The organism is Williamsia sp. Y844 (assembly GCF_056786475.1).
In genome coordinates, this window is record NZ_JBXCJB010000001.1 from 2673432 (window position 1) to 2692838 (window position 19407).

22 protein-coding genes and 1 rRNA gene are annotated in these 19407 nt (G+C 65.0%); 16 read left to right on the forward strand and 7 right to left on the reverse strand.

Going from position 1 to position 19407, the window contains the following annotated elements; genetic code table 11:
* Nucleotides 1–63: 63 nt before the first annotated feature.
* On the reverse strand, nucleotides 64–312 hold the full coding sequence (locus tag AC1TQG_RS12345) for a hypothetical protein (protein WP_482137186.1): 249 nt from the start codon (nucleotides 310–312) through the stop codon (nucleotides 64–66).
* Between the two features lie 209 nt (nucleotides 313–521).
* Between AC1TQG_RS12345 and nth the strand changes: the two genes are divergently transcribed.
* From nth to AC1TQG_RS12365, 4 genes are read left to right on the forward strand one after another with little or no spacing between them, the layout of a single operon-like run.
* Complete coding sequence (gene nth / locus AC1TQG_RS12350) at nucleotides 522–1202, forward strand: endonuclease III (protein WP_482137345.1); 681 nt, start codon at nucleotides 522–524, stop codon at nucleotides 1200–1202.
* A 3-nt stretch (nucleotides 1203–1205) separates the two neighbouring features.
* Nucleotides 1206–1934, forward strand: coding sequence for a TlpA family protein disulfide reductase (locus tag AC1TQG_RS12355; RefSeq protein WP_482137187.1), 729 nt, complete (start codon nucleotides 1206–1208; stop codon nucleotides 1932–1934).
* Nucleotides 1931–2665, forward strand: a complete 735-nt coding sequence (locus tag AC1TQG_RS12360) for an NUDIX hydrolase (protein ID WP_482137188.1) — start codon at nucleotides 1931–1933, stop codon at nucleotides 2663–2665. Before AC1TQG_RS12355 ends, AC1TQG_RS12360 begins: the two co-directional genes overlap by 4 nt.
* Nucleotides 2665–3864, forward strand: a complete 1200-nt coding sequence (locus AC1TQG_RS12365) for a MarP family serine protease (RefSeq protein ID WP_482137189.1) — start codon at nucleotides 2665–2667, stop codon at nucleotides 3862–3864. Before AC1TQG_RS12360 ends, AC1TQG_RS12365 begins: the two co-directional genes overlap by 1 nt.
* 31 nt (nucleotides 3865–3895) lie before the next feature.
* On the opposite strand, the gene AC1TQG_RS12370 is transcribed toward AC1TQG_RS12365, so the two are convergent.
* Nucleotides 3896–4822 (reverse strand): alpha/beta fold hydrolase, encoded by a 927-nt coding sequence (locus AC1TQG_RS12370; RefSeq protein ID WP_482137190.1) that lies wholly within the window; start codon nucleotides 4820–4822, stop codon nucleotides 3896–3898.
* 4 nt (nucleotides 4823–4826) lie between these two features.
* Nucleotides 4827–5345 (reverse strand): phage holin family protein, encoded by a 519-nt coding sequence (locus AC1TQG_RS12375; protein ID WP_482137191.1) that lies wholly within the window; start codon nucleotides 5343–5345, stop codon nucleotides 4827–4829.
* A 192-nt stretch (nucleotides 5346–5537) separates the two neighbouring features.
* Between AC1TQG_RS12375 and AC1TQG_RS12380 the strand changes: the two genes are divergently transcribed.
* Nucleotides 5538–6041, forward strand: coding sequence for an SRPBCC family protein (locus AC1TQG_RS12380; protein WP_482137192.1), 504 nt, complete (start codon nucleotides 5538–5540; stop codon nucleotides 6039–6041).
* Between the two features lie 16 nt (nucleotides 6042–6057).
* Here AC1TQG_RS12380 and AC1TQG_RS12385 read toward each other — a convergent pair whose 3' ends face one another.
* Together AC1TQG_RS12385 and AC1TQG_RS12390 are read right to left on the reverse strand one after the other, a co-directional pair.
* Nucleotides 6058–6732, reverse strand: coding sequence for a response regulator transcription factor (locus tag AC1TQG_RS12385; RefSeq protein WP_482137193.1), 675 nt, complete (start codon nucleotides 6730–6732; stop codon nucleotides 6058–6060).
* Complete coding sequence (locus AC1TQG_RS12390; protein WP_482137194.1) at nucleotides 6722–7924, reverse strand: sensor histidine kinase; 1203 nt, start codon at nucleotides 7922–7924, stop codon at nucleotides 6722–6724. Before AC1TQG_RS12390 ends, AC1TQG_RS12385 begins: the two co-directional genes overlap by 11 nt.
* A 183-nt stretch (nucleotides 7925–8107) precedes the next feature.
* Here AC1TQG_RS12390 and AC1TQG_RS12395 point away from each other — a divergent pair, with 183 nt between their 5' ends.
* The gene (locus tag AC1TQG_RS12395; RefSeq protein WP_482137195.1) at nucleotides 8108–8332 is read left to right on the forward strand and encodes a hypothetical protein; all 225 of its coding nucleotides are present in this window, start codon (nucleotides 8108–8110) and stop codon (nucleotides 8330–8332) included.
* 14 nt (nucleotides 8333–8346) lie between these two features.
* Here AC1TQG_RS12395 and acs read toward each other — a convergent pair whose 3' ends face one another.
* Complete coding sequence (acs, locus tag AC1TQG_RS12400; RefSeq protein ID WP_482137196.1) at nucleotides 8347–10287, reverse strand: acetate--CoA ligase; 1941 nt, start codon at nucleotides 10285–10287, stop codon at nucleotides 8347–8349.
* 135 nt (nucleotides 10288–10422) lie between these two features.
* Here acs and AC1TQG_RS12405 point away from each other — a divergent pair, with 135 nt between their 5' ends.
* Nucleotides 10423–11289: a LuxR C-terminal-related transcriptional regulator gene (locus tag AC1TQG_RS12405; protein ID WP_482137197.1), complete on the forward strand. Its 867-nt coding sequence runs from the start codon at nucleotides 10423–10425 to the stop codon at nucleotides 11287–11289.
* 67 nt (nucleotides 11290–11356) lie between these two features.
* Entirely contained in the window at nucleotides 11357–12082 is a 726-nt protein-coding gene (locus AC1TQG_RS12410; protein WP_482137346.1) for a Fic family protein, read from the forward strand.
* A 436-nt stretch (nucleotides 12083–12518) separates the two neighbouring features.
* Here AC1TQG_RS12410 and AC1TQG_RS12415 read toward each other — a convergent pair whose 3' ends face one another.
* Nucleotides 12519–13355 (reverse strand): HAD family hydrolase, encoded by an 837-nt coding sequence (locus AC1TQG_RS12415; protein WP_482137198.1) that lies wholly within the window; start codon nucleotides 13353–13355, stop codon nucleotides 12519–12521.
* Between the two features lie 404 nt (nucleotides 13356–13759).
* Here AC1TQG_RS12415 and ssd point away from each other — a divergent pair, with 404 nt between their 5' ends.
* The 8 genes from ssd to AC1TQG_RS12455 form a co-directional block, all read left to right on the forward strand.
* Nucleotides 13760–14827: a septum site-determining protein Ssd gene (gene ssd, locus AC1TQG_RS12420; RefSeq protein ID WP_482137199.1), complete on the forward strand. Its 1068-nt coding sequence runs from the start codon at nucleotides 13760–13762 to the stop codon at nucleotides 14825–14827.
* Nucleotides 14824–16020, forward strand: a complete 1197-nt coding sequence (locus AC1TQG_RS12425) for a TadA family conjugal transfer-associated ATPase (protein WP_482137200.1) — start codon at nucleotides 14824–14826, stop codon at nucleotides 16018–16020. Before ssd ends, AC1TQG_RS12425 begins: the two co-directional genes overlap by 4 nt.
* Entirely contained in the window at nucleotides 16017–16826 is an 810-nt protein-coding gene (locus AC1TQG_RS12430; protein ID WP_482137201.1) for a type II secretion system F family protein, read from the forward strand. The genes AC1TQG_RS12425 and AC1TQG_RS12430 overlap by 4 nt, the downstream gene beginning before the upstream one ends.
* The gene (locus AC1TQG_RS12435) at nucleotides 16823–17425 is read left to right on the forward strand and encodes a type II secretion system F family protein (protein WP_482137202.1); all 603 of its coding nucleotides are present in this window, start codon (nucleotides 16823–16825) and stop codon (nucleotides 17423–17425) included. The genes AC1TQG_RS12430 and AC1TQG_RS12435 overlap by 4 nt, the downstream gene beginning before the upstream one ends.
* A gap of 46 nt (nucleotides 17426–17471) precedes the next feature.
* Nucleotides 17472–17678: a DUF4244 domain-containing protein gene (locus AC1TQG_RS12440; RefSeq protein ID WP_482137203.1), complete on the forward strand. Its 207-nt coding sequence runs from the start codon at nucleotides 17472–17474 to the stop codon at nucleotides 17676–17678.
* Nucleotides 17679–17718: 40 nt separating this feature from the next.
* Nucleotides 17719–18039: a TadE family type IV pilus minor pilin gene (locus tag AC1TQG_RS12445; protein ID WP_482137204.1), complete on the forward strand. Its 321-nt coding sequence runs from the start codon at nucleotides 17719–17721 to the stop codon at nucleotides 18037–18039.
* Nucleotides 18036–18395: an Rv3654c family TadE-like protein gene (locus AC1TQG_RS12450; protein WP_482137205.1), complete on the forward strand. Its 360-nt coding sequence runs from the start codon at nucleotides 18036–18038 to the stop codon at nucleotides 18393–18395. The genes AC1TQG_RS12445 and AC1TQG_RS12450 overlap by 4 nt, the downstream gene beginning before the upstream one ends.
* Nucleotides 18396–19085: 690 nt before the next feature.
* Nucleotides 19086–19407, forward strand: a 16S ribosomal RNA gene (locus AC1TQG_RS12455); the annotation flags it as partial.

The window sequence follows — 19407 nt, forward strand, 5'->3', positions numbered from 1 at the left end:
GAAGAAAAACTGGCAGTTACCCCCACTAACGCCGATGGCCTGTCGCGAGCGGCTCCACGATCGCTAACTGACGCGGATCGAATCGTCGGATTCGGAGTTCGTCGGCGTCCGGCGATCGCGAAACTCGTCGAGCGCCGCAGGAAAACCGTGTGTGGCCAGCGTGTCGAGCTGCTCGGGTTTCGCCGACTCCAAGAATTCCTCGACGTGTTCACCGCGGACGGTGAGGCGCTCGAGCCGGCTCTCGAGCCGCTCCATCGACAGAGCGAAGAGCATGAGAGCGGCTGGGAAGAGAAGTACTGCGAGTCCGTGCATGGGGTGTAGTTAACACAACCCAGGTCTCAGAAGAGAAACAATCGCCGTAGGAATGGTCGTCGGGGCCGAGCTCGACCACTCGCCCGCGCAGTCGGTTCGCCGCCCCGTACTCTGAGTTGGTGAGTTCGAAGGCAGGGGTCAAGCGCGCCAAAACCGCGGCGCAGCGCGGGACCGAGACCCACACCGGTCTGGTGCGACGTGCGCGGCGGATGGACCGCACTTTGCAGATCGCGTTTCCGCACGTCTATTGCGAACTGGACTTCACCAATCCGCTGGAGCTGTCGGTGGCCACCATCCTGTCGGCGCAGTGCACTGACGTGCGGGTGAACCTGACAACGCCTCCCCTGTTCAAGCGCTATCGCAGCGCCGAGGACTACGCAGGCGCCGATCGGACCGAGCTCGAAGAGATGATCAGATCGACGGGTTTCTACCGGAACAAGGCGAACTCGATCATCGGTCTCGGCCAGGCACTCGTGGAACGCTTCGACGGCGAGGTCCCGTCGAATCTGCGTGATCTGGTGTCTTTGCCCGGATTCGGCCGCAAGACCGCCAACGTCGTACTCGGTAATGCGTTCGGTGTACCCGGAATCACAGTGGACACCCATTTCGGGCGGCTGGTGCAGCGCTGGAAATGGACCGCGGAGACCGACCCGGTCAAGATCGAGCACGCTGTCGGTGAGCTCATCGAACGCAAGAACTGGACCGACTTGTCGCACCGCGTGATCTTCCACGGTCGACGGGTCTGCCATTCACGTAAGCCCGCCTGCGGTGTCTGCGTGCTTGCCGCCGACTGCCCGTCCTACGGTTTGGGACCCACGGAGAAATCTGAGGCCGCGGCTTTGGTGAAGGGGCCCGAGACCGACCATCTACTTGCACTGGCAGGTCTCTAGTCGATGTCGGATTCACCTGATCCGGGCCAGGCCCGGCCCACTGAGCGCTCGCGTTTTGCGCTGTCGACATCGGCCCGTTGGACATTGGCTGTCCTGATTGTCGTGCTCGCACTGATCGTTGCCATCTGGCCGCGGTCCTCTCCCGATCCCGCGCCCGCGCCGTCCGCGGTGTCGACCGACGGAACCGGAAAGCTCCCCGGACTCCAGGCCGCCGTCTCCGACGACGACATGGTCAAGGCCCGGGAGAAGGCAGGATTGCAGGCTTGCCCGGCCCAGCCCGGTCCGGCGCCGGAGAACTCCGCACTCAAGGGTGTTTTGGTGCCCTGTCTGGCGGACGGCTCGACCGTCGACCTCGGGGCTGCGACGGCCGGTACGCCGATGCTGGTCAACGTCTGGGCTCACTGGTGTGGTCCGTGCCGGGCCGAACTCCCGGTGATCGCCGACTATGCCGAGCAGGCAGGCGAGAAGATCCGGGTGCTGACCGTGCAGGGCAAAGAAGGGTCGGAGAACGTCTTCCTCTCACTCAATCTGCTGGCCGAAATCGGTGTGAACTTGCCGACCGTTGTCGATCCGGACGCGAAGATCGCTGCTGCCCTTGGCATTCCGCGGGTCTATCCGGCCACCGTTCTGGTCCGGGCCGACGGTACGGTCGCCGCGGTGCTGCCGACGGTCTTCGACACCGTCGATGAGGTCTCGGCGGCCGTCGACAAATACCTGGGTGTCGCCGCGTGACCGAGATCTTGGTGCCGACGACGTCGGTGCCCCCATGGATGCGCGCGCTCACCGCAAATCTTGCCGGCGTCACGCAATCGGTCGAGGAGCGCGGAGGTATGACCGCGCGGCTCATGCGTTCTCAGATGCCGATCACCCGCCCCGCTGCGGTGCTGATCCTGATCGGCGGCGACTGGGACGGCGATCCGACCCATCACGGTGGTGTCCCCGCCGATGCCACGGTGCTCCTGACCCAGCGTGCAAGCACCCTGCGTAACCACGGCGGACAGATCGCCTTCCCCGGTGGCGCCCGCGATCCGGGCGACGACTTCCCGGTGGGTACCGCGATGCGCGAGGCGGAGGAGGAGACCGGGCTCGATCCCTCCGGTGTCAGCCAACTCGCGGTCCTCGACATGTTCCCGGTGCCACCCTCGGGCTTCGAGGTGTCGCCGGTGCTCGCCTACTGGACCGAATTGTCCGACGTCGGTGTCGTCGACATCGGTGAGACCTCCCGCGTGCTCAGGGTGCCGCTGCGCGACCTGATCGATCCGCACAACAGGATCCAGGTCGAACGGATGATCGCCGGTACCCGTGCCTACCAGGCACCGGCTTTCTGCGTCGAAGGCATGCTCGTGTGGGGTTTCACCGGCGGGTTGCTGGCCGCGATCATCGAAGCCGCCGGCTGGGAGATCCCCTGGGACAAGTCGGATATCCGTGACCTCGATGTGGAGCTCGCCAAGGTGGGTCAGTGATGAGCGGATCCGCATGGGTCGATGTGATCGTCATCGGCATCGCGTTGCTCGCCGCCGCGTCGGGATATCGCCAGGGTGCGATGTCGTCGGCGATGGCATTCATCGGGGTCCTGCTCGGCGCGGCGGCCGGCGTGCTGCTGGCACCGCATCTGATCCGCAACATCGAAGACCAGCGTTGGCGGCTGATCGCGGGCGTTCTGCTGCTGGTCGCGCTGGTGATCGTCGGCGAGATCTCGGGAATGGTGCTGGGCCGGGCGGCCAGGAGCGGTATTCGGACGCTGTCATTGCGACGGGTCGATTCGGTGATCGGTTCGCTGCTGCAAGCGGTCGCGGTCCTGTTGGCCGCCTGGATCCTGGCCACACCGATCAGCACATCGGCGCAACCGCAGATCGCCGCGGCGGTCCGAGATTCCAAGGTGATCGAGGAGATCAACCAGCTCGCGCCGACGTGGCTCCAGCGGGCCCCTCGCGAATTCTGGGACATGTTCGACAACTCGGGCCTCAAGGAGGCCATCGGGCCGTTCGGCCGGACCCCGATCACCAGTGTCGACCCGCCCGACGAAACGCTCCTCGATCAGCCTGTCGTCGAACAGGTTCGCGGCAGTGTCGTCAAGATCGAAGGCATCGCGCAGAGCTGTCGGCAGGCACTGGAGGGCAGCGGCTTCGTGGTCTCGCCCGAACGGGTGATGACCAACGCGCACGTGGTGGCAGGCACCAACCTGCTGCAGGTGTCGGCCTCCGACGGCACCTTCGACGCGACCGTCGTCTACTTCGATCCGCTCACCGACATCGCGATTCTCGACGTCCCCGGCCTGCAGGCCCGGGCGATGCGATTTGCGGACGAGCTGGCGAAAACGGGTACCGATGCGATCGCGCTCGGCTTTCCCGAAGGCGGGCCGTTCAACGCCAGCGCCGAGCGGATCCGCGAGGTCATCCAGCTGCGGGGCCCGGGCATCTATCCCGATACGGCGGTCACCCGGGAGGTCTACACCGTGCGCGGCTCGATTCGGCAGGGCAATTCCGGCGGGCCGCTGATCAATTCGGATGGGGAGGTGCTCGGCGTGGTGTTCGGTGCCGCCGAGGATCCGTCCACCGAAACGGGGTTTGTGCTGACCGCGGCCCAGGTTCAACCCGGTCTGGCCGAATCCGAACGCCTGAGCGCGCCCGTCGACACCCAGTCCTGCGTCCACTCGTCCTGAAGGCTCGGCCGGTGATCGGTGCGGGGCAGGGTCAGCTCTGCAGGAATTCGATCAGCCGACCGTTGACCTCGTCGGGCTGCTCTTGATGTGAGTAGTGGCCGGCATCTGCGACCTCGGTCAGTTCCAGTTTCGACGACCAGTGCGCACTCGCGGTCAGAGTCGATCGCTGGATGTAGTTGTCGAGTTCACCCCGGATCGCGAGAACCGGGATGTGCAGACGTTTGTCCATGAGTTCCAGGAAGCGGCTTCCGTCGGGACGGAACTGCGACCGGAAGGCCCAGCGCTGGTATTCCAGACTGCAATGGGCCACGCCCGGTATCTGGATTGCGGAGCGGTTCCGCTGCGCGGTGTCGGCGAAGTCGTCGGTGTCGATCCAGGCGGGACCGGAATGTCTGCGCAGGAGTATCTCGGCCATCAAGCCGTCGTCCTCGAGGAGTGTGCGCTCTGCCGTCCGGGGGATCTGGGACTTGAGGAACCCGCCGAGGAACGCCTTGCGCTGGCTCGGTTCGCGCAGCGTGGCCGTCTTGAGGGCCTGCGGGTGTGGAGAGGAGATCACCGCCATCGACCTGACCGAACGGGGATGCAGGACGGCGGTCGCCCAGCAGACCAGGCCGCCGTCGGCATGACCCACCAGAGTGGCGTCGGTATGTCCCAGGGCCCGGATCAGGCCGTCGGTGTCACCGGCCAGTGTCCAACCGTCGTAGCCGCGCGGAGGTTTGTCGCTGTCCCCGTAGCCACGCAGGTCGACGGCGACCGCCCGGTAGCCGGCCTCTGTGAGCGCAGTGAGCTGGTGGCGCCAACTCCACCAGAACTCACCGAAACCGTGCATGAAAAGGACCAGGGGACGGTCCTTCCGCGGGGTCGCGGCCTCGACCGCATGTAGTCGGACGCCGTTGGCGCGGACATCGCTGTGGTGCCATCCCGTGAACCGGACGGTCGACGGATCCGGGGCAGGCAAAATGTCAGCCCTTGGCGGGCTGGCTGGGCTTGCGCAGGTCGGCGCCGGGGCGAACCTGTGCGTCGTGACCTCCGGGGCCTGCAGGCAACACGTCCGAGAGGTGCTGGACGGACGCGATGGTCTTCTTGGGCCCGGTCATCCGTTTGAACACGATGTACCCGACAAGTCCGGTGATGATCGCCGCGACGAGCAGGATCAGGAACACGATGCCGAATGCGGCCCACCGCGGCAGCCACTCGGAGAGCAACTCGCCGAGGAACCAGAAGAAGAACAGGCTGGCGTAGAGCGCAACGGTGAGGGCCACGACGATCAGGCCCGTGCCGATGGCGGCCTTCTTGGCCTCCCCGGTCAGTTCGGCCTTGGCCAACGCCACTTCGGCGCGGAACAGTGTCGACAGATGTGCGGTGGCTTCTTTCACCAGCGCTCCAACACTCGGGTCACCACCGGGGCGCACATTGGGGTCGGACAACGGGATCGATGAGACGTTCGGAACATCTCCCGAGGTGCGGTCGTCCAGAGTCACTGCTACTCCTCCATCCTCGGACAAGCATCCGAGACCACCCGGACGCTTGTCTTTCTTCTCGCCGGGGTTTGTAGGCTCTTATGTTGCCATGCCAGGATTGATCGCAGGCTCATCGGACCGTTCTCGCGCGAGTGATCGAATCCTTGGTCGCCTCGCCGCTCGCCGGGATTGAACGCCTCACGAAAGGCAATCATGCCCGCGTACCCGCTCGAACCGTTTGCTCTCGACTTCTTCGAGACCGCCCCGGTCACCCACCGCTTCTCGGTCAACCTGCCGGTCAGCCCCGCCACGGCATGGGCCGAACTGACAAGGCAGAACACCCTTGACTGGTGCCGGATCATCAAATCGATCACCTTCACCTCGGCGCCGCCCTACGGTGTCGGCACCACGCGGTCGGCCGAATTGGCCCCCGGCTATGTGAAGTTGTCGGAGAAATTCTTTTGTTGGGACGAGGATCCAGAGGCGGGTCGGTACCGCAACGCCTTCTACGTCGAGCAGGCCAACGTTCCGAGCCTCAAGGCGTTCGGTGAACTCACCGAGGTCGAGCCTGCACCGATCGGCTGTCGATTCACGTGGTCGTTCGCCATCGAACTCTCGGGTTTGATGGCCAAGACCACCAAGTTCGCGACCCCGATCTCCGCGAAGACCTTCGCCACCATCGAGACCGACACGGTCAAACATTTCGCGAAGCTGTAGCGCCGCTGAGGAGCGCTCAGCGGGCGCGGGGACTGACCACCCCGTGGTCGAACGCGTAGACCACCGCTGCGGCCCGATCGCGCACACCGAGCTTGTGGAAGACGTTGCCGACATGGCTCTTGACGGTGACCACCGAGATCACCAGTTCGGCGGCGATCTCGTCGTTCGACAACCCGCGTCCGATCAGGCCCAGGACCGCCGACTCGCGTGAGGTCAGGCGATCGAGTGAGGCACCGGCGGCGGTCGGGCCCGGCGCAGCCCGATAGGTGTCGAGCACCCGCGAGGTGATCGCCGGATCGAGGACTGCCTCACCCTCGGCGACGATGCGCACGGCCCGGATCAGCTCTTCGGCGGGTGAATCCTTCAACACGAAACCGGCCGCACCGGCTCGCAGCGCGTCCGACAACAACTCCTCGTCCCGGAAAGTGGTGAGCACCAAGACCGGTGGTGGATCGACTGTCGACGCCAGCCTTCGGGTTGCGGCCATCCCACTGACCCGCCTCATCCGCAGATCCATCACCACCACATCGGGCCGGTGGTCTGCCACGGCGTCGACCACCTCGTCGCCGTCGGAGCATTCGCCGATCACGTCGAAACCGTCTTTGCGGCGCAGGATTCGACGCAGCCCGGATCGGACCAGATCCTGATCGTCCACCAGGAGTACGCGGATCCGCGGCGTTTCAGCGGCCACCGGGTACCGCCGTGCTGCGCAGGTCCGTGCCGGTCCGGTGGTCGGTGGCAAACGGCAACACCGCGTTGACCTCCCAGGCGTCGTCGGTCGGCGCCGCGTGGAACCGGCCACCCAGATGTTCGATTCGTGAACGCATTCCACTCAGGCCGGACCCACCCGGCCGGCGCCGGCTGTCGGGTGTGACCTTGTTGCGCACGGTGATGTGCAGACTTCCGGTCGCGTCGGGCCGCACCTTCAGATCAACGGTGGCGCCGGGGGCGTGTTTCGATGCGTTGGTCAGGGATTCCTGGACGATGCGGAACGTCGCGAGTTCGGTTGCGCTCGTGGCGGGCGCGCCGGGATCGTCGTAGTCGAACCGAATGTCTTGTCCGGCACGCCGGAACGACGAGACGAGTTCGTGCAGATCGCTCAGACCCGGTGTCGGGGAGTCGGGTTCGGCGTCGGCGCGGAGCAATTCGATGGTCTGGCGGATGTCGGCCATCGCCGCGCGGCCCTGTTGTTCGGCATCGAGAAGCGCGGCGACGGCATCGGCGGTGTCGTTGTCCTCCTGCAACGCCCGCCGGGCGCCGGTCACGTTGAGCAGAACGATGCTGAGGGAATGTGCGATCACATCGTGCACTTCACTGGCGAGGGTGACGCGGTCGAGCTGAAGCCGCGCGGCCCTGGCCTGACGTTCGCGCAACAGCAACGCCAGCTGGGCCTGCATCAGGTGTCCCACTGCGACACCGAAACACAGCATTGCGGCGATCAACCATCCCTGCTCAACTGCTCCGGTCGCGATTCCGATCGCCAGGGCGCCGGCGCTCAGGATCATGTTGACGACCGACTGTTTCCACGTGCTGATCGCCCCGCCGGTGGTGACACCCAGGACCAGCAGCAGTGGCGCGGCATCGGCGTACACCGGGATCATCCAGAAGAAGGCCACCGAGATGACCGTTCCCACAAGAAGTAACGGGGTGAACACGATCCGTTTCTTGAGGAACAGGCAGGCGATGTGCGGGGCGAGTGCGAAGAACACCGCGAGTGAGAGGTACAGCCAGTCTCGGCCGTGCGGATGATCGGCGATCCGTTGCGCGGTCGCGGCGCTCACGGCTGCCAGGATCGCGGCGTCGGTGATCAGCATGTAGTACCAGGGGTACTGGTACCCCATCAGCGCGAAGGTGCGCGCATACCGTGCAGTCAACCACCGCATCTCGTTGATCTTATCGGGTGAGGCCCACGAAAACCTCCGTCCCGGGGAGGATTCTCCGGACCTGCGGTGGTAGGAGTGAAAGATCGTCCCCGAGGTGGCTGACCTGCTGCTTTGTTCTCATTAGCGTTCTTGGTACCCGATCGGTGTCCCACCTGATGCCGACAGAAACCAAGGAGAGCGACGATGTTCTGGATCCTGGTGTGTGTGGGTGTTGTGGTGATCTCGTCGTGGCCGTTCGGTGGCGGCGACGGCCTGGACTATCGGGCGCGTGAAGTGCGTGCTGCGATGGCACGGCGCGACGCAGCGGATAGCGCGCAGATGCGACAAATCCGATGGGCTCGTCGCCGCCACGACCTGCGTGAATCGCTGCGGTGGGCCCGGACGACACCTGAGGTCGCCCGGGCCTGACGCAACTGGTGCGATCAGCTGCTGCTGCGGCGGATGTTGTCGAAGACCGTCGGGTCCACCAGCGTTGAGGTGTCACCGAGTTCGCGACCCTCTGCGACATCCTTCAGCAGACGGCGCATGATCTTGCCGGACCTCGTCTTCGGGAGTTCTGGCACAACATGGATCTCGCGCGGTTTGGCGATGGGTGAGATGTCCTTGGACACCTGATCTTTGAGCTCTTTGACGAGCTGATCTCCGGTGTCTTCCTGACCCTGACGCAGGATGACAAACGCGACAATGCCCTGACCTGTGGTCGCATCGGCGGCGCCGATCACCGCGGCCTCGGCGATGCTGTGATGGCCGACAAGCGCGGATTCGACTTCGGCCGTGGAGATTCGGTGCCCCGAGATGTTCATGACATCGTCGATGCGGCCAAGGACCCAGAGATCGTGATCGTCGTCGTAGCGGGCCCCGTCACCGGCGAAATACCAGCCCTGTTCGGCGAACCGCGACCAGTAGGTGTCCCGGAAACGCTCGTCATCACGCCAGATTCCGCGGAGCATCGACGGCCACGGCTTGTCGAGGACCAGGAAGCCCTGCTCGCCTGCACTCACCGACTTACCTTCTTCGTCAACGATATTCGCGCTGATCCCGGGCAGCGGGGCCATCGCGGAGCCGGGCTTGGTGGCGGTGATCCCGGGGAGTGGCGAGATCATGATGGCCCCGGTTTCGGTCTGCCACCACGTGTCGACGATCGGGCAGCGCTCGCCTCCGATGACCTCGTGGTACCAGCGCCAGGCCTCGGGGTTGATCGGTTCGCCGACGCTGCCGAGCAGCCGCAGCGAGGTCAGGTCATGGGCGTCGGGGATCTCGCGGCCCCACTTCATGAAGGTCCTGATCAGGGTCGGCGCGATGTAGTAGGTGCTGACCTTGTACTTCTCGATGATCTCGAAATGGCGATGTTCGTTGGGGGAGTTGGGAGTTCCTTCGTAGACGACCTCGGTCGCGCCGTTCGACAGCGGGCCGTAGACGAGATAGCTGTGTCCGGTGACCCAGCCGATGTCGGCGCCGCACCAGAACACGTCCTGGCCGGGCTTGTGGTCGAAGACGTTGTGGAAGGTGTAGCTGACCTGTGTCAGATAGCCGCCCGAGGTGTGGACGATGCCCTTGGGCTTACCGGTGGTTCCCGAGGTGTAGAGCAGGAACAGGGGATGCTCGGCGTCGTGGGCTTCCGGGGTGTGCGCGGTATCGGCCTTTGCGACGGTTTCGTGCCACCACAGGTCGCGGCCGTCGGTCCAGTTGATGTCGGAGTCGGTGCGGTTCACCACGAGCACATACTCAACCGACTTCGCGGCATCGTCGCCGCTGCCGAGGGCTTCGTCGACGGCAGCTTTCAGCGGTGCAGGCTTGCCGCGTCGGTACTGGCCGTCGGTGGTGACCACCAGTTTCGCTTCGGCGTCGTCGACCCGCGAGCGCAGTGCACCGGCAGAGAATCCGGCGAAGACCACAGAGTGGGTCAGTCCCAGGCGGGCGCAGGCCAGCATGGTGACGATCGCTTCGGGAACCATCGGCATGTAGATGGCGACACGATCGCCGGAGACCAGGCCGATCTCGGTGAAGTAGTTGGCGGCCTGCGAGACCTCGGCGAGCAACTGGTCGTAGGTGACGTCGCGGGAGTCGCCCGGTTCACCGACCCAGTGGATCGCAACGCGACTGCCGTTGCCGGCTTCCACATGCCGGTCGACGCAGTTGTAGGCGACGTTGAGTTTGCCGCCGACGAACCACTTCGCGAACGGGGCGTCGGACCAGTCGAGGACGTCGGTGAAGTCGGTGTCCCAATGCAGGCGGTGCGCCTGCTCGGCCCAGAACGCCAGGCGGTCGGCCTCGGCGGCCTTTTCGAGTTCGGGCCCCGCATTTGCCTGCGCGACGAACTCGGTCGATGGGGGATATACCGCTTGTACAGTGCCTTCGCTCATTGTCTCCCTTTCGCTCGCCGCCGGTCCGCATGCCGTCATCGACTGTGATGTGGGCGGGTTCGGCTGCCGCTGTGTTGTGTACCACATCATGTCTGCGGCATCATCAACTGAAATAGCCCCGAAAGTGGATAGTGCATGAGCGGTGACAACGAGGTCCTCCGTCCCAGCGATCGCGAGCTGGTGCGGGCTACCAGCGCGCGCTTTCGTCGGATGACCGGAACACCGGTGGTTTTCGCGGGCCTGCGTGATCAGGACACCATCGTGGTCACGACATCGGTCGGACACAAGACCTCCGCGCTGCGCACCATCCGGGTCACCCCGCAGCGGGGTCTCGGTGGACTCATCTGGCTCAACAAACGCGCGATCCTGCTCCGGGACTACGGTTCGGCCGACGAGATCACCCACGATTTCGACGACCAGATCCTCGGAGAGGGCATCACCGATCTCGCCGCGGCACCGATTGTCGTCGACGGCTCGGTGCGCGGGCTCTTGTACGCCGGCTGGCGTGGCCAGGGTCCCCTCGGCGACGACGTGGTCAACGCATTGACCGTAGAAGCGGGCCGGGTTGCCGCCGAATTGAGCACGCGCGACGAGGTGGATCGTCGCGTTGCTGCCTTGGCTGCCCGCACCCAGGCCGAGCAGGCGCAGGCCTCGGCGCTCGATTGGTGCAATGAGTTGCGCGATATCGCCACGGTCTCGACCGATGATGAGTCGCGCCGACGGATCCTCGAGCTCGTCGACCAGATCGGCGGCGCGGGCAGGTCTGCGGCTGAACCGTCCATACCGCTCACCCCTCGACAGCTGGAGGTGTTGTCGCTGGTGGCCATGGGTTTCGGCAATCGGGTGGTGGCTGACCGGCTGGGGCTGACCGTGGACACGGTGAAGACGTACCTGCGCGCCGCGATGGTCCGTCTGGGCGCGCACACCCGGCACGAGGCTGTGGTGAAGGCACGGAATGCGGGCCATGCTCTGAGCTGCCCTGACCACCGGGAGATGCGCTGATCCTGGCGGGGGTATGGGCCGCGTACGCTGATCTGTCGTGACCGATCCGCTGGCTCCACTGTTCGAGATGCCGGGCGTCGCGACGGCCGCCGACCGTGCGCGAGATGCGCTGGCCGCCGCACACCGACACCCCGCCAACCTGCGAGGCTGGGACAAAACAGCCACCGAGGCGTCGTGGCGTGCAGGCCGGTCATCGGCCGCAATAGACGGCGGCAGTGTCGAACTCGTCCGCGATGGAGATTTCGACGATCCGGTACTGTCCGGCGCGATGCGGGTCGCCCAGGCCCTCGATGGTGATTCCCTGCCGCAGTTCGTTGCGGTCTGGACGCGCGCACCGATGCAGACACTCGCGCGGCTGCATGTGCTCGCCGCCGCCGACATCACCGACGACCAGCAGTTGCTCGGCCGTCCGCGTGCCGACGCCGGACTCGGGCAACGCCTGGACCTGCTTGCCCAACTGATCACCGGTGCGACAAAGGCGCCGGCACCGGTGCTGGCGGCTGTGGTGCATGCCGAGCTGCTGGCGCTCGAACCCTTCCAGCACGCCAACGGGGTGGTGGCCCGGGCCGCGTCCCGCCTGGTCTGTGCAAGCACTGGGCTGGACCCGCATAACCTAGGGGTCCCCGAGGTGACGTGGTTCAAGCGGATTTCTGAGTACCGCGACCTGTCGAAGGGGTTCGGTACGGGCGATGCCGAGGCAATCCGGTTGTGGTTGCTGCTCAGCTGTGAGGCGCTTGAAGCCGGTGCTGCCGAAGCGATGTCGATCGCAGAAGCGGCGCGCCCGAGAAAGTAGAAGAGGCGGACAACGCGCTGCGGACGGCTCTCTGACCCGACGTATTGGAACGTGGGGTCAGATCGCCGCCCGCTAGCACGGATCCGAGTTACACATGCGTGCGTATTGTGGTTGTGTGGGATGACCTCGGCAAGTGTTCCGGCACCTTATCCAAATGCGCTCCCACCCAAAGGAACTCACTTGAACTCGGCGCGGATCTTGCAGGTCCACTACCTGTAGCCTCCCGCGGCGTGCTTCGCGTGGGTGCTCGATATCCGTGCTGGGAGTGCGCGGTCAGGAGTCCGTACCTTCTCTTCCGGCCCGCACTTGGCGTTCCGCGCTTTCCGTAACTACTTTGTACACCGTGACCACAGTCACATCAAGTGTTCCCTGGTCGTGAATTCGAAAATTCACTCATCCGTTGCGGCTGAACATATTTGAAACCGCCGCAGCGGACTCAATGCCGTTTGCGCTGCAGGATCGTATAGGTGACTGCGCCGGCCGCCAATGCACTCAAACCGACTGCGGCAGAAGCCGTTACCTTCGGCGAAGGGGTTGACGGGAGCCGATCGCGGAGTGAGATCGGTTTGGTGAACGACAGCATCGGCCACCCGCGTTCGGTGGCCTCACGCCGCAGGCCCCGATCAGGATTGATGACCGTCGGATGGCCGACCGCGCTGAGCATCGGCAGGTCGGTGATCGAATCGGAGTACGCGAAGCACTGGGAGAGGTCGTAGCCGACGGCCCGGGAGATGTCGTTCATCGCCACCGCCTTCTCCTGGCCGTAGCAGTAGAAATCCATCACGCCTGCGTACTTGCCGTCGACGACTTTCATGCGGCTGGCCATCGAATAGTCGGCGCCGAGCATCTCTCCGATGGGCTCGACGATCTCGGCGCCCGAAGCCGACACGATAACCACGTCGTGGCCACGCGCTTTGTGACCGGCGATGAGATCGGCGGCCTCTGCGAAGACGAGCGGGTCGACGATGTCGTGCAGCGTTTCGCGGACGATCGAGGAGACCTGCTCGACATCCCAACCGGTACACATCTCGGTGACATGTTTGCGCATCCGCTCGACCTGATCATGGTCGGCCGCCGACAGCAGGAACATGAACTGCGCATACGACGATTTGAGGACCGAGCGCCGGTTGATGAGGCCCTGGTCGAAGAACGGGCGTGAGAATGCCAGCGAGCTGGACTTGGCGATGATGGTCTTGTCGAGGTCGAAAAAGGCCGCGATCGGGGTGCCGGCCGAGTGCTGTGGGCCCTCGTCGGCCGGCTGGAATGCTGTCACCCGTCGAGGGTACGTCCAGGGCACACGTGAGGCGAAGATTCACTTGTTTGGGTTACACCATTGGAAGTCTGTGCGCCTCGGCTCAGGCCAAGTAAGGCGATTGGTTGAAGTTGCAATCAATCATGGATTCTTGTGTATAGTCGTACTTACCCGGACGAGTTCCGGGGCTTTCAGCCCGACCCCCCGGGGCTGAACGCGACGACCCTGGCCTCCTCCCCCCCTGGCCGGGGTCGTCCCCATATCTGGGGGTTTTCGGTCATCTGGCCCACCCTCTCACCACCCGCGCTACCAGCGGTTTTGTCCTCTTTTGGGCAATTGTCCACAGTGTGGGGTTCTATTCACAACCATCGCTCGAACCGATGGTTTCGAGCGATGTCACGGTGGAACCACTGCCACAGTGAGGCATGAACGAAGCTCCCCTGGTACTCGCGATGGTGTCGCCCGAAATGGCCGACGATATCGAGCGTGTCGCGGCCGCATCCGGCTATCACGTGATTCGTGCACGTCCCGATCGTTGCCGACGTGAATGGGCTGAGGCGACAGCCATTTTTGTCGATGCGTCGACGGTTGATGAGACCCTTGCGGCCGGTTTGCCCCGCCGCAACGGGTTGATGGTCGTCGGCGTCACCGGGGACGGCCCGAACATGTGGCGGAGCGCGCTGGCGCTCGGAGCCGGACATGGATTCGTGCTACCGGACGACGAGCACGCAGTGGTTCAGGCGTTGTCGAGGATCCGGCGACCCACCGGCCCGGAAGGGGTCGCCATCGCAGTGATTGCCGGCCACGGTGGGGCCGGTGCGTCCACACTCGCCGCCGGTATCGGGTTGATCGCGTGTGAACGTGGCCACGGCGCCCTGTTGCTCGATCTCGATGAACTCGGCGGAGGCCAGGATCTGCTTCTCGGCGTCGAGGATCATCCAGGGTTGCGTTGGCAGGAACTCACCTTGGAGAGCGGGCAGGTTGTTGCCGAATCGCTGCACACCGCTTTGCCACATGCGCGCGGAGGCCTGGCGATCCTGGCCGGTCGCCGGGGCGCGCCTGCGCCGGTCCGGCCGGAGGCTGCGCTCGCCGCGATCGACGCTGCTCGAGCGAACGGCGATGTCGTTGTCGTGGATGTACCGCGACGTGGCGACGAGGTGGTCACGGCCGTGGTGGAGGCGGCCGACCTGGTCGTCCTGGTCTGTGGCGCCTCGATCCGGGCATGTGCCGCCGGACGCGAGATGGCGGCCAGGCTTCGGGCGCGGGCAGGTCGGGTCGAAGTGGTGGTGCGCGGGCCGTCTCCGGGTGGACTTCGTGCCGGCCAGGTGGCGCAGGTGCTGGGATTGCCGCTGCTCACCGCCACCCGACCGGATTCCCGACTTGCCCGTGACCTCGAGTCCGGCGGACTGCTGTTGGCGCGGCGTTCGCCGCTGCGGCGCTGTGCAGTGACGGTCCTCGAGCGCGCCGAGACGCTGCGGGGAGCTGTGCGATGAGTGAACCGGGCCCGGTGGCGGCGTCCAACCGCAGCCAACTCCTGACGCGGGTCCGCGAACGGTTGGCCGCGACCGCTCAGGATCCGACACCTGAGGTGATGGCCGCCGTGGTCCGGGCCGAGGCCGGTGGTGTGCTCGGTGACACCGACCTACTCGACGCGCTGCGCTTTCTGCAGACCGAATTGGTGGGTGCCGGCCGTCTCGAGGATCTACTGGCAGGTCCGGGCGTCAACGACATCCTCGTTGTCGGTCCGCGGGCCGTCTGGGTTGATCAGGGACGCGGACTTCGCTTGTCGGACATCGAATTCGAAGACGACGACGCGGTCCGGCGACTGGCCATGCGTCTGGCCCTGGCCGCAGGCAAACGACTCGATGACGCGCAGCCCTGGGTCGATGGTCAGCTGTCCGGCCTCGGCCGACGTGGGTACAGCGTTCGCCTGCACGCGGTGATCCCGCCGATTGCCGTCGACGGGACCTGCCTGTCCCTGCGAGTCCTGCGACCGGCAACCCAGAACCTCGACGCACTGGTGTCATCCGGTGCCATCGCAGAGGAAGCCGCGACTCTGCTGGAGGCGATCATCGACGCCCGGCTCGCGTTCCTGGTTGTCGGCGGGACCGGCGCCGGAAAAACCACCCTGCTGTCGGCACTGCTCGGTCGCGTCGATCCGGCCGAACGCATCCTCTGCGTGGAAGATGCCGTGGAGCTGGCCCCGCAACATCCGCACGTGGTGCGACTGGTGGCCCGGACCCCCAATGTCGAAGGGGCAGGAGAGGTTCCGGTTCGTGCGCTGGTGCGCCAAGCGCTGCGAATGCGTCCGGATCGGATCGTGGTCGGTGAAGTCCGCGGCGCTGAGGTCGTTGATCTGCTGACCGCGATGAACACCGGCCATGACGGCGGTGCCGGAACGCTGCACGCCAACTCCACGGCCGAGGTCCCGGCCCGGATGGAAGCGCTCGCCGCGCTCGGTGGCATGGACCGGCCTGCACTCCACAGCCAGCTCGCGGCAGCCATCTCAGTCGTGATCGGTGTGTTCCGCGACGCGAACGGTGCCCGCGGGGTGGGGGAGATCGGGATGTTGCGCCGCGGTGCCGACGGCTTGGTGCACGTCGAAGCGGTGTGGCGTCGCCGCGGTGGTTTCACTGCTGCGGCCGCCGACCTGGCCGCGCTCCTCGACAGCAGGCTCGTGCGATGAGCGTGGTGCTCGCGGCTGTGGCGCTGACGCTGCTGCTCTGGCCGCGGACTCGAGCGCAGGTGAGGACACTCGCCTTGGATGGTGCTTCGGTTGTTCGCCGCGCCAGGTCCACTGAAGACGTCGTCGCGGTTGCGGCCATCGGGGTGCCGGTCGCAGTTCTCATCATTGTCGGGATGTCTGCCGGTATCGCCGCATCCATGGCGTCGGGCATGGCCTACCTGCTGTTTCGGGCCAGGAGACGCGAGACGGAGGTGGCAGCCGAGCTTGCTGCGTTACTCGCTGCGCTCGAGGTGATGATCGCCGAACTACGTGTCGGCGCCCATCCTGCGCACGCTTGCCGACAGGCAGCCGAGGACGCCGGTGGTGGACCGCGGTCAGCCGTTGCCGAGACGTTGTCGACGATGGCCGGACGGTCCATGCTGGGCGGCGACGTCGCAGGTGGGATCGAACAGGCGCAGGTCCGTGACCCGCAGGCCTGGTCTCGGGTGGCGGTGGCGTGGCGGACGGCCGAACAGTACGGGCTGCCGATTGCCGAACTGCTGACATCCGTGCGATCAGATCTGATCGCGCGCGGTCGATTTCGGGATCGGACGCGGGCTGCACTCGCCGGAGCCAAAGCGACCGCCATGGTGCTGGCACTGCTGCCGGTGCTGGGTATCGGTCTCGGGCAGGCGATTGGTGCCTCGCCGTTGTCGGTCCTGCTCGGGGGCGGCCTCGGAGGAATCCTCCTGGTTGTCGGCGTCGGTCTGGTCTGCGCGGGCTTGTTGTGGTCGAGGCGAATTGTCGGAAAGGTCGCGGGGTCATGACCGGGTGGGTGGTGGCAGCCCTGGTCTGCGCGGTAGCGATCGTCCTGTGGCCCAGACCGGAGTGGATCACCTATCGGGTTGTCGGTCCGCCGGCCCGGCGGGAACGCAACCGACAGCCGCGCTGGCTGGGCGTCAAGGCCCCTTCCGACGATCCGTTCGCCGCAGCTGCAGGTTATGACCTGCTTGCGGTGTGCCTGCGCTCTGGACTGCCGGTCGGTATGGCAGCGCGGGTGGTGTCGCAATCGGCACCTCCTGCACTTGCCCGCACTCTCGCCCAGGCTGCGGATCTGCTTGCACTGGGTGCTGACCCGATACAGGCATGGGCGGTTCCCGACAATGCAGACCCAGCTGTGCAGGCACTGGCTTCAATGGCTCGCCGGTCCGCGCGGGCCGGCTCCTCGCCGGTGCGTGGACTGGCCGAGCTGGCGGAGAGCCGACGAGCTGATGCCCAGGATCGGGCGGCAGCTGCAGCCGAGCGTGCAGGTGTGGCGATCAGCGGACCACTGGGTTTGTGCTTTCTACCGGCGTTCGTGTGCTTGGGGATCGTGCCGGTGGTCATCGGGCTTGCCGGGCCGGTCTTCGGCGGCGGGCTGATGTGAGACCTGCCGCGGATCCTCCGCGGCACAGAAGGGGAGGGAAATGATCATGATCAACAGGATGATTCGAGAGGCCCAGGTCAGGGCGGCACTACTGATGACCGACGACAGCGGAATGAGCACCGCTGAATACGCAATCGGCACGATCGCTGCCGCGGCCTTTGGCGCCATCCTCTACACAGTGGTCACCGGTGACAACATCGTCGCTGCGCTGACGGGGATCATCAACAAGGCGCTGCAGACCGCGGTCGGCTGACCCCATGCGGCGGCGGGGGTTACCGGCCGACGATCGGGGGATGGTGACAATCGAAGCGGCGTTCGCCATCGCCTCGATTGTCGCGGTAGTGGTGATCTCCGTGGCCGGGGTGGCGGCGATGGCAACCCATATTCGATGCATCGACGCGGCACGAGAGGTTGCACGTGTTGCAGCACAGGGAGATTCGGCCAAGGCGCGGGATGTAGGGAGGCAGGTGGCTCCCAAGGGCGCCTCGGTGTCCCTTCGCACTGAGGGAGAGGTGGTGGAGGCACGGGTCCGGGTGTCGGTCTCGTTGCTGCCGATGGTTGAGGTGGGCGCCACCGCAGTGGCCGCAGTTGAGCCGATCGGGGCGGATCCGTGAACCCGGTGCGCGACGAGCGCGGATCGGCGACGGTGGTCGGGGCGATGGTCATTGCGGCGCTGGTCGCTGTGGTCGTGCTGATTGTGTATGTGGGAGCGGCCATTTCGGCCCGCCATCACTCGCAGTCGGCCGCCGACCTCGCGGCATTGGCCGCGGCGCAACGGTTGGTGATGGGCGAGTCCGATCCGTGCGGGGCCGCGCGTGACATTGCTTCCCGGATGTCTGCATCGGTGCAAAAGTGCCAGGTCACGGGTGGTGACGTCGTGGTCACCGCCCAGGTCGCAGTAGAGATTGGCGCCGTCGGGCTTCGAGATGCTCGGTCGAGCGCCCGGGCGGGACCGGTCGAGGTGGGATGAGGACAGTGGCCACGGTCACAGAAGATCCGTGGCCCGCAGTCACGAGCCCCTGCGTGCCTCTGGTCTGCGGCGATCCACCCAAACACCGCTCGGACCAGGCGATTTGACGGTAGGTGTCCGGTTCCCGTAACTTTCTTCAAGTCAGCCAGTGAGGCGCCGGAGAGCAAGAAGCCCGGAGCCGAGAACACCGACAGGGAAGTCTTTTCCTGAAGGAACAAGGTTGACCGCCCATAGTTGAATGTGCTCCGCTTTTCGGTGGAGGGTTCAAACGCGGGTGGCGGCGGACTGCGAGAGCAGCGAGTTGCGGACCGGATGCGAGTCGGGTAAGCTTGAAAAGTTGCCTCCGAGACGGAGACAGCCGGTTAGATACAACAAAATATCCCTTCCAGGATGGCATCGAATGCGTGTGTCGAAGTTGGTTGCGGGTGTGTTCTTTGAGAACTCGATAGTGTGTCGATGGATTGTTAGTGCCAATTTAGGTGCTGTATGTCTGTCACGGTGACGAAATCCCATTCCGGGGTTTGGTTCAGTGATGGGTGTGTGGTGCCGGCATTAGTTAGATATTATTTTGATCCCATCGCAGGTTTTGAGTCCTGTGGTGGTGTCAGTTTTTGTTTGGTTGGGATTTGAAAATCTCTTCAGAACAGATTTTTTTGAAACTCGCTCCTTCGGGAGTGGTTTTAGAGGATTTTCATGGAGAGTTTGATCCTGGCTCAGGACGAACGCTGGCGGCGTGCTTAACACATGCAAGTCGAACGATGAAGCCAGCTTGCTGGTGGATTAGTGGCGAACGGGTGAGTAACACGTGGGTGATCTGCCCCAAACTTTGGGATAAGCCTGGGAAACTGGGTCTAATACCGAATATTACCTTCTCCTGCATGGGAGAGGGTGGAAAGCTCCGGCGGTTTGGGATGGGCCCGCGGCCTATCAGCTTGTTGGTGGGGTAATGGCCTACCAAGGCGACGACGGGTAGCCGGCCTGAGAGGGCGACCGGCCACACTGGGACTGAGAC

What these genes read in the sequence shown, in the direction of transcription:
- AC1TQG_RS12405 (WP_482137197.1), top strand. Translation starts at nt 10,423, where the DNA reads ATGAGCGGTGACAACGAGGTCCTCCGTCCCAGCGATCGCGAGCTGGTG.
- AC1TQG_RS12435 (WP_482137202.1), top strand. Translation starts at nt 16,823, where the DNA reads ATGACCGGGTGGGTGGTGGCAGCCCTGGTCTGCGCGGTAGCGATCGTC.
- AC1TQG_RS12355 (WP_482137187.1), top strand. Translation starts at nt 1,206, where the DNA reads ATGTCGGATTCACCTGATCCGGGCCAGGCCCGGCCCACTGAGCGCTCG.
- AC1TQG_RS12345 (WP_482137186.1), bottom strand. Translation starts at nt 312, where the DNA reads ATGCACGGACTCGCAGTACTTCTCTTCCCAGCCGCTCTCATGCTCTTC.
- AC1TQG_RS12390 (WP_482137194.1), bottom strand. Translation starts at nt 7,924, where the DNA reads ATGCGGTGGTTGACTGCACGGTATGCGCGCACCTTCGCGCTGATGGGG.
- AC1TQG_RS12380 (WP_482137192.1), top strand. Translation starts at nt 5,538, where the DNA reads ATGCCCGCGTACCCGCTCGAACCGTTTGCTCTCGACTTCTTCGAGACC.
- AC1TQG_RS12395 (WP_482137195.1), top strand. Translation starts at nt 8,108, where the DNA reads ATGTTCTGGATCCTGGTGTGTGTGGGTGTTGTGGTGATCTCGTCGTGG.
- ssd (WP_482137199.1), top strand. Translation starts at nt 13,760, where the DNA reads ATGAACGAAGCTCCCCTGGTACTCGCGATGGTGTCGCCCGAAATGGCC.
- AC1TQG_RS12445 (WP_482137204.1), top strand. Translation starts at nt 17,719, where the DNA reads ATGGTGACAATCGAAGCGGCGTTCGCCATCGCCTCGATTGTCGCGGTA.
- AC1TQG_RS12430 (WP_482137201.1), top strand. Translation starts at nt 16,017, where the DNA reads ATGAGCGTGGTGCTCGCGGCTGTGGCGCTGACGCTGCTGCTCTGGCCG.
- AC1TQG_RS12410 (WP_482137346.1), top strand. Translation starts at nt 11,357, where the DNA reads ATGCCGGGCGTCGCGACGGCCGCCGACCGTGCGCGAGATGCGCTGGCC.
- AC1TQG_RS12440 (WP_482137203.1), top strand. Translation starts at nt 17,472, where the DNA reads ATGATCAACAGGATGATTCGAGAGGCCCAGGTCAGGGCGGCACTACTG.
- acs (WP_482137196.1), bottom strand. Translation starts at nt 10,287, where the DNA reads ATGAGCGAAGGCACTGTACAAGCGGTATATCCCCCATCGACCGAGTTC.
- AC1TQG_RS12425 (WP_482137200.1), top strand. Translation starts at nt 14,824, where the DNA reads ATGAGTGAACCGGGCCCGGTGGCGGCGTCCAACCGCAGCCAACTCCTG.
- nth (WP_482137345.1), top strand. Translation starts at nt 522, where the DNA reads ATGGACCGCACTTTGCAGATCGCGTTTCCGCACGTCTATTGCGAACTG.
- AC1TQG_RS12365 (WP_482137189.1), top strand. Translation starts at nt 2,665, where the DNA reads ATGAGCGGATCCGCATGGGTCGATGTGATCGTCATCGGCATCGCGTTG.